Annotated in this window: 14 protein-coding genes; 9 read left to right on the forward strand and 5 right to left on the reverse strand. The window is 73.0% G+C overall.

All coding sequences use genetic code 11. The features are described from left to right. The first annotated feature begins 41 nt into the window (after window positions 1–41). From CFK38_RS07185 to CFK38_RS07210, 6 genes are read left to right on the forward strand one after another with little or no spacing between them, the layout of a single operon-like run. Entirely contained in the window at window positions 42–506 is a 465-nt protein-coding gene (locus tag CFK38_RS07185) for a holo-ACP synthase (protein ID WP_096802462.1), read from the forward strand. Beyond that, a complete protein-coding gene (locus CFK38_RS07190; RefSeq protein WP_096802463.1) occupies window positions 503–2,035 on the forward strand; it encodes an NAD(P)H-hydrate dehydratase in 1,533 nt (510 codons plus the stop codon). Before CFK38_RS07185 ends, CFK38_RS07190 begins: the two co-directional genes overlap by 4 nt. Window positions 2,036–2,048: 13 nt before the next feature. Next, complete coding sequence (alr, locus tag CFK38_RS07195; protein ID WP_096802464.1) at window positions 2,049–3,218, forward strand: alanine racemase; 1,170 nt, start codon at window positions 2,049–2,051, stop codon at window positions 3,216–3,218. Beyond that, window positions 3,218–3,796, forward strand: a complete 579-nt coding sequence (gene tsaE / locus CFK38_RS07200) for a tRNA (adenosine(37)-N6)-threonylcarbamoyltransferase complex ATPase subunit type 1 TsaE (RefSeq protein ID WP_096802465.1) — start codon at window positions 3,218–3,220, stop codon at window positions 3,794–3,796. Before alr ends, tsaE begins: the two co-directional genes overlap by 1 nt. After that, window positions 3,796–4,500, forward strand: a complete 705-nt coding sequence (tsaB, locus tag CFK38_RS07205; RefSeq protein ID WP_096802466.1) for a tRNA (adenosine(37)-N6)-threonylcarbamoyltransferase complex dimerization subunit type 1 TsaB — start codon at window positions 3,796–3,798, stop codon at window positions 4,498–4,500. Before tsaE ends, tsaB begins: the two co-directional genes overlap by 1 nt. A gap of 1 nt (window position 4,501) precedes the next feature. Then, window positions 4,502–5,005, forward strand: coding sequence for a GNAT family N-acetyltransferase (locus CFK38_RS07210; RefSeq protein ID WP_096802467.1), 504 nt, complete (start codon window positions 4,502–4,504; stop codon window positions 5,003–5,005). 43 nt (window positions 5,006–5,048) lie between these two features. Here the strand turns inward: CFK38_RS07210 and CFK38_RS07215 are convergent, their stop codons facing one another. Together CFK38_RS07215 and CFK38_RS07220 are read right to left on the reverse strand one after the other, a co-directional pair. Further along, window positions 5,049–6,761 carry a hypothetical protein gene (locus tag CFK38_RS07215; protein WP_096802468.1) on the reverse strand — a complete coding sequence of 571 codons (1,713 nt, stop codon included), beginning with the start codon at window positions 6,759–6,761 and terminating at the stop codon, window positions 5,049–5,051. Continuing rightward, window positions 6,746–7,642, reverse strand: coding sequence for an ABC transporter ATP-binding protein (locus CFK38_RS07220; RefSeq protein ID WP_420835790.1), 897 nt, complete (start codon window positions 7,640–7,642; stop codon window positions 6,746–6,748). The genes CFK38_RS07215 and CFK38_RS07220 overlap by 16 nt, the downstream gene beginning before the upstream one ends. A gap of 156 nt (window positions 7,643–7,798) precedes the next feature. Here CFK38_RS07220 and CFK38_RS07225 point away from each other — a divergent pair, with 156 nt between their 5' ends. Further along, the gene (locus CFK38_RS07225) at window positions 7,799–9,277 is read left to right on the forward strand and encodes an AI-2E family transporter (RefSeq protein WP_096802469.1); all 1,479 of its coding nucleotides are present in this window, start codon (window positions 7,799–7,801) and stop codon (window positions 9,275–9,277) included. Between the two features lie 117 nt (window positions 9,278–9,394). Here CFK38_RS07225 and greA read toward each other — a convergent pair whose 3' ends face one another. Together greA and CFK38_RS07235 are read right to left on the reverse strand one after the other, a co-directional pair. Further along, the gene (greA, locus tag CFK38_RS07230; protein WP_096802470.1) at window positions 9,395–9,886 is read right to left on the reverse strand and encodes a transcription elongation factor GreA; all 492 of its coding nucleotides are present in this window, start codon (window positions 9,884–9,886) and stop codon (window positions 9,395–9,397) included. Between the two features lie 274 nt (window positions 9,887–10,160). After that, window positions 10,161–10,553, reverse strand: a complete 393-nt coding sequence (locus tag CFK38_RS07235; RefSeq protein ID WP_096802471.1) for a DUF4307 domain-containing protein — start codon at window positions 10,551–10,553, stop codon at window positions 10,161–10,163. A 212-nt stretch (window positions 10,554–10,765) separates the two neighbouring features. Here CFK38_RS07235 and mca point away from each other — a divergent pair, with 212 nt between their 5' ends. Further along, on the forward strand, window positions 10,766–11,677 hold the full coding sequence (gene mca / locus CFK38_RS07240) for a mycothiol conjugate amidase Mca (RefSeq protein ID WP_096802472.1): 912 nt from the start codon (window positions 10,766–10,768) through the stop codon (window positions 11,675–11,677). After that, window positions 11,674–12,105 (forward strand): hypothetical protein, encoded by a 432-nt coding sequence (locus CFK38_RS17120; protein ID WP_157773399.1) that lies wholly within the window; start codon window positions 11,674–11,676, stop codon window positions 12,103–12,105. The genes mca and CFK38_RS17120 overlap by 4 nt, the downstream gene beginning before the upstream one ends. Before the next feature lie 115 nt (window positions 12,106–12,220). On the opposite strand, the gene trhA is transcribed toward CFK38_RS17120, so the two are convergent. Then, window positions 12,221–13,198, reverse strand: coding sequence for a PAQR family membrane homeostasis protein TrhA (gene trhA, locus CFK38_RS07250; protein WP_420835791.1), 978 nt, complete (start codon window positions 13,196–13,198; stop codon window positions 12,221–12,223). Between the last annotated feature and the right edge of the window lie 150 nt (window positions 13,199–13,348).

Raw genomic sequence — 13,348 nt, forward strand, 5'->3', positions numbered from 1 at the left:
CCCCTGACCCCCTGCCCAGGCCGGGGTGTGATACTGCCCAGGTGAGCACTTTTCCGACCGCAGCGCCGATCCCCGGCCCCGATCAGAGCTTCGGGGGCCGGGCGTTCGCGCCCCGGGACGACGGCACCGTGGTGGGCGTCGGCATCGACGTGGTCGAGATCGCGCGCCTGACCGCCATGCTGGAGCGGACCCCGGCCCTGCTGGACCGGCTGCTCACGCCCACCGAGCGCAGCCTCTCCGCCGCCTCCCGCGCCGCCCGGGTCGCCGCCAAGGAAGCGGTCGGCAAGGCCCTCGGCGCCCCCGGGGACTTCTCCTGGCAGGACGTCACCGTCGAACGCACCCACGTGCGCCGCCCCTACCTGCGCCTGCGCGGCGCGACCCTGCGCGCCGCCGAGCAGCAGGGCGTGGTCCACCTGCACCTGTCCCTCTCGCACGACGGGGACGTCGCGACCGCGATCGTCGTCGCCGAACGCGGCACGGCATCACCGAAGGATCCGGCCCCATGAACCGCGCCTACTCCGCCCAGGCCGTCCGCGATGCCGAGGCGCCCCTGCTCGCCGCGGGGGAGCCGCTGATGCTCCGTGCCGCGCGGGCGCTGGCCGAACACGTCGCCGAGCACCTGCGCTCCGCCGCGTCGGAGGAGCTGCGCGGCCGGGGTGGACGCGTGCTGGTCCTCGCCGGCGCCGGCGCGAACGGCGGTGACGGACTGCACGCCGCAGCGCTCCTGCGCCGCGACGGCATCGCCGCTGACGCCATCGCCACCGCCGACCGCCTCCATGAGGAGGGCGCTGCCGCTCTGCGCGCCGCCGGCGGCACGATCCTCCCGCTGGCCGATACCGCTCCCGGGATGCTCGAGGAGCAGCTGGCCACCACCACCGTGGTGCTCGATGCGATGCTCGGCCTCGGCGGCCGCCCCGAGGTGCCCGCAGCCCTCGCCCCACTGCTGGCCGTGGTGCGCAGCAGCGGCGTCCCGGTGATCGCCGTGGACCTGCCGAGCTTCGTCGACGCCACCACCGGGCAGGCCGCCGCCGAAGCCCTGCTCGCGCGGGAGACGGTCACCTTCGGCGCGCTCAAGGCCGGCCTGCTGCTGCCCGGCGGCGCCGAGCGCAGCGGGAGCATCCACCTGGTGGACCTCGGCCTGTCCCCGCACCTGACCGCCGCCCCGACCGTGCTCCGCCTCGAGGACGCCGATGTGCGGGCACTGTTCCCGCACCCCGACCGGGACGCCAGCAAGTACACCCGCGGCGTGGTCGCGCTCGCCGCCGGCAGCGAGCAGTTCCCCGGCGCCGCGGTCCTCACCGCCTCCGGCGCCGCGCGCACCGGCGCCGGGATGGTCCGCTGCCTGGCCCCGGAGCGGGTGCTGGACCTCGTGCTGCGGGAACGGCCCGAGATCGTCACCCACCCCATCGCGGAGACCGTCGTCGATCCGGGCGCGGTCGACCTCGCCGCCGTCGGCCGCACCGACGCGCTGGTCGTCGGCCCCGGGCTCGCGGCCGATGATCCCCGCGCCACAGCCGGCTTGGACGGGCTGCGCGAGGGCACCGGTACGCTCCGCCGCGGCGTCATCGACGCCGGAGCGCTGTCGGCGCTCACCACCGCGCACCGCTTCGGCCCGGACGTGGTGCTGACCCCGCACCGCGGGGAGGCCGAGCGCCTCGCGACGCGGCTCGAGGTCGACCCGGAGCTGCCCGGCGCACAGCTGGCCCCTGCGCTCGCCCGCGCCACCGGCGCGACCGTGCTGCTCAAGGGCGCCATCACCCTGATCGCCCCGGGCGACGGCGGCCCGCTGCGCGCCCAGGACGATGCGACGGCGCAGCTGGCCACCGCCGGCACCGGGGACGTGCTCGCCGGAGTGCTCGGCACCCTGCTCGCCGCCGGGCTTCCCGGACCCGATGCCGCCGCCCTGGCCGCGATCCTCCACGGCCGTGCGGGCCGCCTCGCCTCCCGCGACGGCCGACAGCCGCTGGTCGCCCTCGACGTCGCCGCGCACCTGCCGGAGGCGATCGGGACTATCCTGGCGGGCGCCCAGCCGTGAACCGAGGAGCTCGATGACCATCCCGATCCCTGCCGAGGACCCTCGGCACGTGCCCAACCGGGCGGTGATCGACCCGTCGGCGATCACCGAGAACACCCGCGCCATGGGCACCCTGCTCGAGGAGCAGACAGCACTGATGGCCGTGGTCAAGGCCGACGGCTACGGGCACGGCATGCTCACCGCCGCCCGCGCCGCGATCGAGGGGGGCGCCACCTGGCTCGGCGTCGCCCATCCCGCCAGCGCCCTGGCCCTGGCCCGCGCCGGCCTCGATGCCCAGATCCTCACCTGGCTGTTCGAGCCGCACACCGCGAAGATCGTGCTGCCCGAGGTGCTGGGCTCCGGGGTCGACGTCTCCGTCGGCTCCCCGGAGATGCTCGCACTGGTCTCCGAGGCCGCCCGCGAGGCCGACCGCCGCGCCCGCGTGCACCTGAAGATCGACACCGGCATGGGCCGCAACGGCGTGCTGCCCTGGCAGATCCGTGAGCTCGGCGCCGCCATGCGGGAGGACGACTTCATCCAGGTCGCCGGTGCCTGGACCCATCTGACCAGCGCGGACGACCCCGAGGATCCGGCGACCGATCAGCAGGTGGAGCTGTTCGACTCCGCCTGCGCGGCGCTCGCCGAGGAGGTGGGGCCGATCCCGCTGCGCCACATCGCGAACTCCGCCGCGACCCTCACCCGCCCCGATCTCCACCGCGACCTGGTGCGGGTCGGGATCGCGCTGTACGGCTACCCGCCGGTCCCCGCCGAGGTGCCGCTGCGCCCCGCGATGACCCTCACCAGCCGCCTCGCGCTGGTCAAGGAGGTGGGCGAGGGGCACAGCATCGGCTACGGCCGGATCCGCAGCACCGACCGCCCCACCCGGCTGGGCCTGGTGCCGATCGGGTACGCCGACGGCCTCCACCGCACCGGCAGCGACCAGGTGGACCTGGTGGTCCGCACCGAGAGCGGCGACCATCGAGCCCCCCAGGTGGGCCGCATCAGCATGGACCAGATCGTCATCGATCTGGGCCCGGACTCCGATGCCCGCGCCGGCGACCAGGTGTTCGTCTTCGGCGATGCCGGTGGCGACCCGAACGGCCCCGGCGCCGCGACGGCGGAGGACTGGGCGAAGGCGGCCGGGACCATCTCCTACGAGGTCCTCACCTCCGTCTCCGGACGCGTCACCCGCGAGGTCCGCTGATGCGCTCCCTGACCGTGCGCACCGGTGACGCCGAGGGCACCCGCGCCGTGGCCCAGGCCCTGGCCGGCGTGCTGCGGCCCGGGGACCTGCTGGTGCTGGATGGCCCGCTCGGGGCGGGCAAGACCACCTTCACCCAGGGGCTCGGTGCCGGGCTCGGGGTGCGCGGCCCGGTCGCCTCCCCGACCTTCGTCATCGAGCGGGTCCACCCCCACCTCGCCGGCGGGCTCGATCTGGTCCACGTCGACGCCTACCGCCTCGGCGGGGAGGGCGAGATCGACGACCTCGACCTGGAGGCCGATCTCGACCGCGCCGTGACCGTCGTGGAATGGGGACGCGACCGGGTCGAGCATCTCGCCGAGTCCACGCTGCTGGTGGTGCTGGACCGACCCGACCGGGTCGAGGACCCCGAGGACCCCGACGAGCCGCGCACCCTGCACCTGATCCCCAGCGGCCCCCGCTGGGACGAGCAGGCGATCCGGCAGCTGGAGGACGCGCTGGCCCCCCTCATCGCGGCGGAGGGGACCACAGAGCCCCGAGACGCCGCCCCGACCACCCGACCCGCGAAGGAGAACCGCTGATGCTGCTGGGGATCGACACCTCCGGGGCGGTGAGCACCGCGGTCGCCCGCGGCGAGCTCACCGGGCCCGCCCCCGAGATCCTGCAGGTCCGCTCCGATGAGCGCTCCCGCCACCACGACGAGGTGCTGCTGGACCTGATCGACCAGACCCTGCAGGCGGCGGGCGTGGAGCGCACCGAGCTCACCGGGGTCGTCGTCGGCCGCGGCCCCGGCCCCTTCACCGGACTGCGGGTGGGGCTGGTCTCCGCACGCTCGATCGCCGCCGTGCTGGGAGTGCCCCTGCACGGGCTCAGCTCCCTGGATGCCCTCGCCCACCAGGCGCTCGCCGCACTCGGACCCGCACCGGAGGGCCCGGTCAGCGTCGGCGTCGCCCTGGACGCCCGGCGCCGCGAGGTCTACCACGCCCGCTACCGGCGCGAGAGCACCGGTGAGGTCACCCGGACCGCGGAGCCTGCAGTGCACACTCCCGCCGACGTGGCCGACGAGCTCACCGCCTGCGACGTGCTGGTCGGCTCCGGCACCGGGATCTACCCTGAGCTGCTGCCGGCGACCATGGACCTGGTGCACGTCGACGCCGGGCACCTGATCCTCGCCGCCGCCGCGCTGAGCGCCCGCGGTGAGGACCTCAGCAGCACCGAGCCGATGTACCTGCGCGAGCCCGACGCCGCCAAGCCCACCGCGCGCAAGAGCGCCCTGGGCCGCTGAGATGCACGGCGCTTCCCAGGACGGCGCGCCCTGGGCGCTGCGCCCGGCCACCGTCGAGGACGTCGAGCAGATCGCCGTCGCCGAGCTCGAGCTGTTCCCCGACGAGGCCTGGAACGTCTTCCAGCTCGCCGAGGAGATCGCCCACCCCGACCGCCGCTACGTGGTCGCCGCCCAGGGGGAGAGGGCCGATGGCGCACTGCTCGGCTACGCCGGCATCATGCTCGCCGGCGACCTCGCGGACCTGCACACCATCGGCACCCGCGAGGAGGGCAGGGGGATCGGCCGCGCGCTGCTCCACTGGTGCGAGCAGCAGGCCCGCGACGGCGGCGCCCAGCGGATGCTGCTCGAGGTGCGCGAGGACAACGAGCGAGCCCGCGCCTTCTACACCGCTGCCGGCTACCGGGAGATCGACCGTCGTCGCGGCTACTACCGGATCCGCAGCCGCCGCATCGACGCACTGGTGATGCAGCGCGACCTGGGAGCGGACGGAGGCTCGCCAGCCTGAAGCCGCGCCGCTCCGTGCTGCGGCGAGCGGACGACCGAGCCCGTCAGAGGTGGTTGCGCACCTTCTGGAACACGTCCGGGTAGCGGGCGTCCAGCCGCACGGCCGCGATCCGCAGCCCCACCAGGAACATGACCGCACCGGCCACCAGCGCGAGTGCCCCGGCGAGCAGGGTCAGCGCAAGGCTGCCCACGATCGCGCCCCAGACCCCCACGCCGATCGCGGGCAGCAGCGGCACGAAGACCCCGACCATCGCCACGGCCATCGCGAGCATCGCGTTGGAGCTCGAGGCGGACTTGTCCTTCATCGGGTTGGTGCCCGGGGGCGAGCTCGGGTAGGGCAGCAGCACGCTGACCACCATCGAGATGCCCCAGCCGCAGACCATCGCACCGAGCGCGCCCATCACCGCGAGCGGGATCAGGTCCGTCCTGCCGTACAGCAGCGGGAGCACGATCATCGCCACCACCACGCCCGGCACCATCAGCACCGCCTGGGCGGCGATGCGGCCCAGCAGGTTCGCCCGGGCGGGCATTGCGGTGACCAGGTTGACCCAGCCCGAGGGGCCGTCGAAGCCGATCTCGTTGGCCAGGCTGATCCCGCTCATGCCGCACATGAAGATCGCCATCCCCAGCATCATCCCGCGGGACTCGGGGAGCATCAGTCCCATCGCCGCGAAGAACACGATGATCACCGGGTAGATGCCCAGCGTCGCGAGGTAGCGGGTGTCGCGCCGCCAATAGCGCAGCGACTTGCCCATCACGGCCCCGAACGGGCCGGGACGCACGAAGCGCGGCACCAGCGGCGAGACCTTGGCATCGCCCGAGGAGGCGTCGCCGGTCAGCGCGGAGGTGAGGGAGGCATCGATCGAGCGCCGCCACCACAGCCACACCAGGGCGATCGTCACCGCGCCGATCGCGGCGCGCAGCAGCGCGCTCAGCACGCGCCCCTCGGCCAGATCCATCGGCACCGCGAACAGCGCCCCCACCGGGGTCCAGGCCAGGATCTCGACGATCCGCGGCAGCCACTCGCGCAGCAGCGTGACGTCGAGGTCGTCGACCTTCTGCGCGCCGAGGGAGAAGGCGTAGATCGCCGCGAACAGCAGCAGGAAGCCGAGGATCCCGCCCACCTCGCGGCCGCTGCGGGAGGAGGCGCGGCTGGCGGAGTGGGCGAACCAGGCCCGCGGCAGCAGCAGGCACAGGGCGAAGGCGGCGAGGTTCGCGGGGATCAGCACCAGGGCGGCCAGCACGATCCAGAGCGCACCCTGGCCGAACAGGATCAGCCACAGCAGCTCGAAACCGGTCGCGATGGCGACCGCGACCAGGGTGAACAGGCTCGGCAGGCTCAGCCCCGCCGCGGCGAACATCCCCGGCTGCAGCTCCTCGGCGGTGCGCGGGAAGAGCGCGAAGGCCCGCGGATCCAGGGTGTCGTCGAGGCCGAAGGCGAGCACCGGGATCAGGAACCACGCCAGCACGGTCACGGCGCCCAGGCCGCGCACGACCAGCGGGAAGGTCTCGCCCTCCCCGGCCCACAGGGTGGTGCCCAGGAACAGCGCCACCAGGCCCGCCAACCCGCCGAGGGCGTACAGCACCCCGACGATGGTGCCGATGAGCTTGCCGACGTTCTTGCGGTAGGACCGCTTCCACAGCGTCCACTTGAGCTTCAGCTGCAGGCGGATGAGGGTCCTCTGCGAGATCTCCCCGTGGGAGACGCTCTGCGCCGCCGCGGTCGCGGTGTGCTCGCTGCTCAGGACTCCAACCACGACAGGCTCCCCTCCGCCACATCGCCGCCGCCGACGAGGTCGATGAAGGTCTGCACCAGGCTGCCGCCCCGGCGGACCTCGTCGAGCGTGCCGTCGGCCAGCAGCTCTCCGTCGGCGATGATCGCGACGTGGCTGCACAGCCCCTCGACCAGCTCCATCACATGGCTGGAGAGCACCACGGTGCCGCCCCCGTCCACATAGGCGGTGAGGATCGTGCGGATCACCTGGGCGGAGACCGGGTCGACCGCCTCCAGCGGCTCGTCCAGGACCAGCAGCCGCGGTGCGTGCAGCAGGGCGCTGGCGAGCAGGATCTTCTTGGTCATGCCGGCGGAGTAGTCGACCACCAGCTTGCCGTCCTCGCCCGCCAGGTCCAGGGCCGACAGCAGCGACTCCATGCGCTCCTCGACCACGGCCGGTTCCATCCCGCGCACCAGCCCCACATAGGTGAGCAGCTCGCGCCCGGTGAGCCGGTCGAAGGTCCGCAGGCCGTCGGCGAGGACGCCGAGGCGGGCCTTGGCCTCATGGGGCTCGGCCCACATGTCGTGCCCGAGCACGTGGGCGGTGCCGCCGTCGGGCCGCAGCAGGCCGGTCGCCATCGACAAGGTGGTGGTCTTGCCGGCGCCGTTGGGGCCGACGATCCCGTAGAAGGAGCCGCGGGGCACGTCCAGGGAGATCCCGTGGACCACCTCAGTCCTGTCGAAGGACTTGCGCATCCCGCGCAGGGACAGGGCGGTGCGGTCCGGGACCGCGCTCCCGGCGGTCACCGGTGCGGCCGGACCGGGGACGGGCTGCGGTGGGAGGTCCCGCTGCAGGGCGCCCGGGGCGTCGGCGGTCTCGGGGGTGGTGGGTTCCGCTGTGGACGTCGGATGGTCGCTGCGCATGAGCTCACGCTAGTTCTCGCGCGGGCCTCGAGGGGTCCGCCGCTCGGTGGGAAAGGGGCCTACCTTCGTCGCGTCCGGGGCGTTCTGGTGTGCACTGCGCCCAGCAGCTCGCGGTTAGGATGCCCGAGGAGCCGCCCGGCTCACGGAAGGAGCCCCATGTCGAAGCTGCGCCCCACCCCGCGGGCACAGAGCCTTGCCCCCGAGGTGGAAGAGATGCCGATCGGGGTGCGTCGGGCGGCATCCTGGTCCTGGCGGCTGATCGTCGTCGTCGCAGCCTCGGCCCTGATCCTCTGGGGCCTGATGCAGATCACCACCATCGTGATCCCGGTGGTGATCGCGATCCTGCTCGCCGCGCTGCTGACCCCGGTGGTCAAGGTGCTCACCCGCTACACCTTCCTGGGCCGGGGGGCGGCCAGCGGCGTGGCCCTGCTGGGACTGCTGCTGGTGATCTCGGGGATGTTCACCCTGGCCGGCCGGCAGCTGGTCGCGCAGTTCGCCGATATCCAGGAGAAGGCGGTCCGGGGGTTCCAGGGCCTGGTGGGGTGGGCGACCTCGACCTTCCAGATCGACACGCCGATGATCAATTCGGCGATCGACGAGGGGATCGACCAGCTGCAGCAGTACTCCGGTCAGCTGGTCAGCGGTGCGGTGAGCACCGCGGCAGTGCTCGGTAACGTCGCCACCGGGATCGTGGTGGCCCTGTTCACCCTGTTCTTCCTGCTCTCGGGCGGGGCGGGGATCTGGCGCTGGGTGGTGGGCCTGCTGCCGCCGGCGGCCCGGGTCCCCACCCATGAGGCCTTCCGCCGCGGCTGGAAGGCGCTCTCGGCGTATATGCGCACCCAGATCCTGGTGGCCGCCGTGGACGCCTTCGGCATCGCGATCGGCATGGTGGGGCTGGGGCTCGGCTCCTATGCGGTGCCGATCTGGCTGCTGGTGTTCCTGTTCTCCTTCGTGCCGCTGGTCGGTGCGATCGCCTCGGGCGCGATCGCCGTGCTGCTGGTGCTGGTGCTGAACAACTGGATCGGTGCGCTGATCATGCTCGCGATCGTGCTGGTCGTGCAGCAGCTGGAGAGCAACGTCCTGCAGCCCTTCCTGATGGGCAAGGCCGTCGAGCTGCATCCGCTGGCGGTGTTCCTCGGCGTCGCGACCGGCGCGCTGGTCGCCGGGATCGCCGGGGCGCTGTTCGCCATCCCGGTGCTGGCCTTCCTCAACGCGACCCTGCTGTACGTGGTGGGTCGGGACCCGGCCCCGGACCTCGGGCACGACCGCGGCAGCGCCGAGCACTTCGCCGCGCTGACCCGCCGCAGGCCGCATCCTGCGGCGCGCGCCGCCGAGGAGCGGAAGCGGCCGATGCTGCCGGGCCTGTCGTCCCTGCGCCCCTCGGGTGCGCGGCAGGCGGCAGCGGTCGAGGCGCCGCGCGCAGACGCCGCCCCGCAGCGGACCGCTGCTCCCGCGCACGAGGCCGATGCGGCAGCGCCGGATGCTGCACCGCTCGACGGTGACACCCCCGGCCAGGACCGCGTCCCGAGCGAGGACGGCGTCCTCGGCCAGGACCGCCTCCCGGGCCAGGACGGCGTCCCGGGGCACAACGGTGAGCCGGGCCAGGGCGACGCTCCGCGCACAGGCGGTGCCTGAGTCGCCCGACACCCCTCACCACGAGGGCACCCTGCACGACGAGAAGGCCCCCGCCCCGGCAGCAGCCGGTCGCGGGGGCCCTCTCCTGCGCGCACTGCTGGTGCGGGCAGCGGCGGCTCAGACCTTGTAGGGCGAGGCCTGGAGGATCTCGATCGGGAAGGACTTCCCGTTCGGGGCCGTGTAGTCGACGGAGTCCCCGACCTTGGAGCCGTGGATCGAGCTTCCCAGCGGCGACTCCGAGGAGTACACCTCGAGGGTGTCGTCGCCGTCGGCGATCTCGCGGTTGCCCAGCAGGAAGGTGCGCTCCTTGCCGGCCATCGAGATGACCACGACCATGCCGGGCTCGACGATGCCGTCGTCCTTCGGCGCCTCGCCGACCACGGCGTTCTTCAGGAGTCGCTGGAGGTCCGAGATCCGGGCCTCCATCTTTCCCTGCTCCTCACGAGCGGCGTGATAGCCGCCGTTCTCCTTGAGGTCCCCTTCGTCGCGAGCCGCGGCGATGCGCTCGGCGATCTCGGTGCGTCCCGGGCCCTCGAGCTCTGCGAGCTCCTTGGCAAGGCGGTCGTACGCGTCCTGGGTGAGCCAGGCGCCATTCGGCTGGCTGCTCATGGGTTCACTCCTGTCGTCCTCAGTAGTGCGCAGGGGAGCGAAGAGCCCCCGATACGCGAATCACGGGGCACATGTCCTCATGCGCCCCGTGTGCGGGTGATGATGATCGGCGAGATGCCGGTTCCGCAATACTTTACACCGCGCAGAACCCTTTCCTGGGGACCCGAGGGCGATTTCGCGGATCGAGTAATCCGGGGCGACGGGCCGACAGAACGGTCGGCGTCGCAGGCGAGGGGCGCACGACGGCGTCGGGAGGAGTGGCGGGCGGGCGGCCTCAGCGGGTCGTGCAGTCGATGATCTCCGCGGAGACGGCATCGCCCTGGGTGGAGATCTCGACGTGGTGCGCGCTGCGACGGGTCTCCTGCGCAGGAATCTCCGTCTCGACGAAGCCGACCTGGGCCCGTCCCTTGTTCAGCGCCTGGATCGTGCACGTCGCCGCGGTGCCGGGGTCCATCGTCACCTGGAAGTCGACGGCGATCACGTCGTCGGCAAGATGGTCGTACGCGAGGAGCTCCGAGCGGACCGGGTTCTGCGAGACCTGCAGCCCGACGTAGACCACGACCGCCAGGAACGCCGCCGCGCCGAGTGCGAGGAGCACGCGGGCCGTGCGTCGGCTCACGAGCGGCCCCCCGTAGCGGTCCGCGTGGCGATCAGTGGCATCGTTCATGGGCCCAGTCTCCCAGACCGGGGCCGAGAACTTCCTCCGAGCCGGCGGCCCGGCCACCGAGCCCGCCGCGGTCACGGCCCCCGCCTCCTCCCAGGTGCTGACAGGTGCCGGTGGCGTAGGATCTGACGCTGGTGCGCCGTGACCGCTCCCGCGCGCGACGCATGCACCAGCCCCGTGGGATCCGTCCCCTCCCGCCGTCTCCGAGGAGTCCCGTGACCGTCCAGCTGCCCACCCCCGATGAACCTCTGCGGATGGTGGCCGTCCACGCGCACCCCGACGACGAATCGTCTAAGGGCGCCGGGTCGACTGCGCGCTATGCGCGCGAGGGCGTCCAGGTCACGGTCATCACCTGCACCGGCGGGGAGCGCGGCGACGTGCTCAACCCGCGCCTGCGCGACGATCCGTCCATGACTCCCGAAGCGCTGCCCGGGATCCGCCGCCAGGAGATGGAGCGGGCCCGGGAGATCCTCGGTGTGGATCACGAATGGCTGGGCTTCATCGACTCCGGCCTTCCCGAGGGCGACCCGCTGCCGCCGCTGCCGGCCGGCAGCTTCGCGACGCTCCCCGTCGAGGAGGCCGCCCGGCAGCTGGTCGAGGTCGTGCGTCGGCTGCGTCCCCACGTGATGACCACGTACGACGAGAACGGCGGCTATCCGCACCCGGACCACATCCAGGTCAACCGCATCAGCCTGGCCGCCTTCGACCTCGCCGCGGATCCCGCCTTCGCCCCCGAGCTCGGCGAGCCCTGGGCGATCGCGAAGCTCTACTACGTCAACGGCTTCCACCGGCAGCGGTTCTCGGCGGTGAGCAGGCATCTGCGGGAGGAGGGCACTCCGAACGAGATGCTGGAACAGATGCTGCAGCACTACGACGAGAGCAGGGACCGGGTGCTGACCACCCGTGTGGACGTGCGCGACTTCCTGGCGATCCGGGATGATGCGCTGCGCGCCCACGCCACCCAGGTCGATCCCGAGGGACCGTTCTTCCGCATCTCCCACGAGGCCGAGATCGCCGCCTGGGGCACCGAGGACTTCGAGCTGCACCTCTCCCGCATCGGCGTGAAGCTGCCCGAGGACGACCTGTTCGCCGGTCTGCGCCACCAGCACGTGGAGGCCCGGCCGTGAGCGGCGCGGGGATTGTGTTCGCCCTCGGCGAGCTGCTGGCCGCCCCGAGCCCCTCGGACGGCGAGGAGTTCACCCCGGTCTCCGTCTCCCCGGGTCTGGCCGGATTCTTCGCGATGTTCGTGCTCGCAGTGGCCGTCGTGCTGCTGGCGGTCGACATGACCCGACGTACGCGCCGGGTGCAGGCCCGGGCGCGGGTGCAGGAGCGGATGGCGGCCGAAGAGCGCCGACGGGAGGACGCCGCTGAGCACGAGCGGGCCGACGGTACCGAGCGCGAGCGGACCGACGCCGCTGAGCACGAGCGGGCTGACGCCGCCGAGCGCGAGCGGACCGACGGCACCGGGCGCGGGCGGACCGATGGCGCGGACGCCGCGGACGCCGACGACGCACCCACGGGCGAGGACACGCCGCCCGCTGACGACCAGCGCTGACCCCCGCCCGGCACGCACCTCCGCCCGGTGCTGAGGTCAGTGCAGCGCTGATCATCGGCTCAGTGCAGTGCAGTGCAGTGCAGTGCGGTGCGGTGCGGTGCGGGGCCTCGCGTGTTCAGGCCACGGCGACCGCGACCGCCGCGAAGTGGCAGCCGAAGCCGATCAGCGTGCCGGCGTGGAAGATCTCGTGGAAGCCGAACCAGGCTGGTGAGGGATTGGGCCGCTTCAGCGCGTACATGACCGCGCCGGCGGTGTAGGCGAGGCCGCCGATCACCAGCAGCCAGACCACGGCCCAGCCCCCGGTGACCTGCAGCTGGGGCATGTAGAAGACAGCCACCCAGCCCAGTGCGATGTATGCGGGGACGTAGATCCAGCGCGGGGCCCCGGTCCAGAACACCCGGAAGCACACGCCGATCGCGGCACCGCCCCAGGCGATCGCCAACAGGGTGAGCGCTTGGCGCGGCGCCAGCAGTGCGATGGCCAGCGGGGTGTAGGTGCCGGCGATGATCAGGAAGATGTTCGCGTGGTCGAACCGACGCAGCATGATCGCCCGCTGCGGGGACCAGGTGCCGCGATGATAGACGGCGCTGACGCCGAACAGCATGCCGGCGGTCAGCACGAACACCGCGCAGGCCAGCCGGATCTGCAAGGTGTCACCGAGGGCGACCAGTCCCAGCCCGGCCACCACGGTGGCGGGGAAGGCGATCAGATGCAGCATCCCGCGCAGGCGCGGCTTGGGCAGCTGCAGCCCGAGCTGGGTGGCTCGCCGCGCCATGGTGCGGGTGAGCGTACGCGGGGCGAAGGGGAAGTTCTCGGCGGTGGGCAGCTCGTCGTCGGCCGGCATCCTGGTGCCGCCGCTCTCCGCGACCGCCGCCGCGGTCTCGGCGGCGGCGCGGGGGGTGCGGGGGTCGGGCGTCGCGCTCGCCTCTGCCGGCCCGGCCGGGTCGCCGGGTTCGCCTGCCGGTCCGGTCGGGTCACCGGGGTCACTGGGGTCGCCGAGGTCGCCGGGGTCGCCGGGTTCGCCGGGACCGGCGTGGTCGGGGCGTCGCGGGCCGGGCTGCTCTGCGGCGACGCGGTGGGGTCCGGAACTCATGGGTTCACCGTAACCTACGGGACCGTAAGTTCATGGTGTGCATGCTGTGCCGATCCGGTGTCGATTTCCGCCGAACGTTCGGGGAGGGCGCGATGGTCGTCGATAATGGGTGAGCGGGCCGACGGGGTCGGTCGCGACGCACTGCACCGG

The organism is Brachybacterium vulturis, assembly GCF_002407185.1.
GTDB classification, from domain to species: Bacteria; Actinomycetota; Actinomycetes; order Actinomycetales; family Dermabacteraceae; genus Brachybacterium; species Brachybacterium vulturis.